This is a genomic window from Bacteroides cellulosilyticus DSM 14838 (genome assembly GCF_000158035.1).
GTDB lineage: Bacteria > Bacteroidota > Bacteroidia > Bacteroidales > Bacteroidaceae > Bacteroides > Bacteroides cellulosilyticus.
Map to the genome: position 1 here is coordinate 2,086,719 of NZ_EQ973490.1, position 3,165 is coordinate 2,089,883.

A 3,165-nucleotide genomic window follows, 5' to 3' on the forward strand; every position below is an offset into this window, starting at 1 on the left:
GTGTTGAAATACGTTCGGTATTAACTTGTGAATCGAAGAAGGGTGTTTGTGCGAAATGTTATGGACGTAACCTTGCAACAAGTCAGATGGTTCAGAGAGGTGAGGCTGTTGGTGTAATTGCTGCACAGTCTATCGGTGAGCCGGGTACACAGTTGACGTTGCGTACTTTCCATGCCGGTGGTACGGCTGCTAATATTGCAGCTAATGCAAGTATCATGGCTAAGAATCCGGCGCGTCTGGAATTCGAAGAACTTCGTACTGTAGATGTTGTGGATGAAGCTGGTGAACCTGCAAAAGTAGTGGTAGGCCGTTTGGCTGAAGTACGTTTTGTAGATGTAAATACTGGGATTGTTCTTTCTACTCATAATGTGCCTTATGGTTCTACACTTTATGCTGCTGATGGCGAAGTCGTAGAAAAAGGTAAAATGATTGCCCGTTGGGATCCGTTTAACGCTGTTATTATAACGGAAGCTACAGGTAAGATTGAGTTTGAAGGCGTAATTGAAAATATTACTTATAAAGTAGAGTCTGACGAGTCTACCGGTTTGCGTGAAATCATCATTATTGAGTCCAAGGATAAGACGAAAGTTCCGACTGCTCATATCATGACAGAGGATGGCGAACTGATTCGTACGTATAATCTCCCTGTGGGTGGTCACGTAGTAGTGGAAAACGGACAAAAAGTGAAAGCTGGTGAGGTTATTGTGAAGATACCTCGTGCCGTTGGTAAAGCCGGTGATATCACGGGTGGTCTTCCGCGTGTGACTGAGTTGTTCGAAGCTCGTAATCCGTCTAATCCTGCTGTTGTTTCTGAAATCGATGGCGAGGTTACAATGGGTAAGGTGAAGCGTGGTAACCGCGAAATTGTTGTGACTTCTAAAACAGGTGAGGTTAAGAAGTATCTGGTACCGTTATCTAAACAGATTCTGGTTCAAGAGAATGACTATGTGCGAGCTGGTACTCCGTTGTCTGATGGTGCTATAACTCCAGCTGATATTCTTGCTATTAAGGGGCCTACGGCTGTGCAGGAATATATCGTGAACGAAGTGCAGGATGTATACCGTTTGCAGGGTGTGAAGATTAATGATAAACACTTTGAGATCATTGTTCGTCAGATGATGCGTAAAGTTCAAATTGATGAGCCTGGCGATACACGCTTCTTGGAACAACAGGTAGTGGACAAGTTGGAGTTCATGGAAGAAAACGATCGTATCTGGGGCAAGAAAGTTGTGGTTGATGCTGGTGATTCCCAGAATCTGCAACCAGGTCAGATTGTAACCGCCCGTAAGTTGCGTGATGAAAATAGTATGTTGAAACGTCGCGACTTAAAACCTGTTGAAGTACGTGATGCTGTCCCTGCAACTTCTACTCAGATTCTTCAGGGTATTACGCGTGCAGCTCTGCAAACTTCAAGCTTTATGTCTGCTGCTTCATTCCAGGAGACTACTAAGGTCTTGAACGAGGCTGCTATCAACGGTAAGGTTGATAAATTGGAAGGTATGAAGGAGAACGTTATTTGTGGTCATTTGATACCCGCAGGTACTGGTCAACGTGAGTTTGAAAAGATTATTGTTGGCTCCAAAGAAGAGTATGACCGTATCCTTGCTAACAAGAAGACAGTATTGGATTACAATTCAATGGATGTTGAAGAATAAGATGTAATAAATACAGTCAGTTGATTATTAAATAGGAAAGAGGAGATATCTTGTATAGGATGTCTCCTCTTTTGTTTTTGGAATAAAATATTATTCTTACCTTTGAATACTCAAAAGCTTAATCGTAAAACGAAAATGGAAAACAGAGAAATGAATAATCAGTTACAAATAGAACTGAAAGAAGATGTTGCGCAAGGTACGTATGCTAATTTAGCTGTGATCACACATTCCAGTTCTGAATTTATAGTAGATTTTGTACGTGTAATGCCGGGAATGCCTAAAGCTAGTGTGAAGTCTCGTATTGTACTGGCTCCGGAACATGCAAAGAGATTATTGCGTGCTTTGGAAGAAAATATAGGTAAATATGAACGTACATTTGGCTCCATCAGATTGTTGGATGAACAATCAATTCCACCTATGACGAACCTCAAAGGGGAGGCCTAAAATCAAAAAAAAACTTGTAGTGCATTGATTATTCAAATATTATTCGTATTTTTGCAGCCCAAAAGTGTATAGCTACGAAATTAATATAACAATAATATATAATTAAAAACAATTAAAATGCCTACAATTCAGCAATTAGTAAGAAAAGGACGCGAGGTGTTGGTGGAGAAAAGTAAGTCACCGGCTCTTGATTCATGTCCTCAAAGACGTGGCGTTTGCGTGAGAGTGTATACAACCACTCCGAAAAAACCGAATTCTGCAATGCGTAAAGTTGCGCGTGTACGTTTGACCAATGGTAAAGAGGTGAACTCTTACATTCCGGGAGAAGGACATAACTTGCAGGAACACTCTATTGTATTAGTACGTGGTGGTCGTGTAAAAGACCTTCCGGGTGTACGTTATCACATTGTTCGTGGTACATTGGATACTGCGGGTGTTGCAGGTCGTACTCAAAGACGTTCTAAATACGGATCTAAACGTCCGAAACCGGGACAACAGGCTGCACCGGCTAAGAAGAAAAAATAAATAGTAGCCTTACACTGTAAACAGTTAAATTAAAAGTAATAACTTACGTTTTAGTTTATTGGAAATGCTAAAGGTTGAGTAAATTCTCCGGAGGGAGAGTTGAAGAAGTCAAGAAGTAAACAACCAAGAACGAAAAACATTATTCTTTCAAACAAATGAGAAAAGCAAAACCGAAAAAACGCGTTATCCTGCCGGATCCCGTGTTTAATGATCAAAAGGTTTCAAAATTCGTAAACCATCTGATGTATGACGGAAAGAAGAATACCTCTTATGAAATCTTCTATGCCGCTCTGGAAACAGTAAAAACAAAACTTCCTAACGAAGAAAAATCTGCCCTTGAAATTTGGAAAAAGGCATTGGATAATGTAACTCCGCAGGTTGAAGTTAAGTCTCGTCGTGTAGGTGGTGCTACATTCCAGGTTCCTACTGAAATCCGCCCGGACCGTAAAGAGTCAGTTTCTATGAAGAACTTGATCCTTTTTGCTCGCAAGCGTGGTGGAAAATCAATGGCTGATAAATTGGCCGCTGAGATTATGGATGC

At 41.0% G+C, this 3,165-nt stretch carries 3 protein-coding genes and 1 pseudogene; all 4 read left to right on the forward strand.

The genetic code is table 11. The annotated features are described in order from the left end of the window. Positions 1 to 1,655 (forward strand): annotated as a pseudogene (locus BACCELL_RS11970) (DNA-directed RNA polymerase subunit beta'); the annotation flags it as partial. Between the two features lie 135 nt (positions 1,656 to 1,790). Then, positions 1,791 to 2,099, forward strand: a complete 309-nt coding sequence (locus BACCELL_RS11975; protein WP_007212063.1) for a DUF3467 domain-containing protein — start codon at positions 1,791 to 1,793, stop codon at positions 2,097 to 2,099. 117 nt (positions 2,100 to 2,216) lie between these two features. Continuing rightward, positions 2,217 to 2,624, forward strand: a complete 408-nt coding sequence (gene rpsL / locus BACCELL_RS11980) for a 30S ribosomal protein S12 (protein ID WP_007212064.1) — start codon at positions 2,217 to 2,219, stop codon at positions 2,622 to 2,624. Between the two features lie 155 nt (positions 2,625 to 2,779). Continuing rightward, the coding region (gene rpsG / locus BACCELL_RS11985; protein ID WP_007212065.1) for a 30S ribosomal protein S7 at positions 2,780 to 3,165 on the forward strand (386 nt) is incomplete at its 3' end.

Coding starts and splice junctions, on each gene's coding strand:
- BACCELL_RS11975 (WP_007212063.1), top strand. CDS start 1,791: ATGGAAAACAGAGAAATGAATAATCAGTTACAAATAGAACTGAAAGAA.
- rpsL (WP_007212064.1), top strand. CDS start 2,217: ATGCCTACAATTCAGCAATTAGTAAGAAAAGGACGCGAGGTGTTGGTG.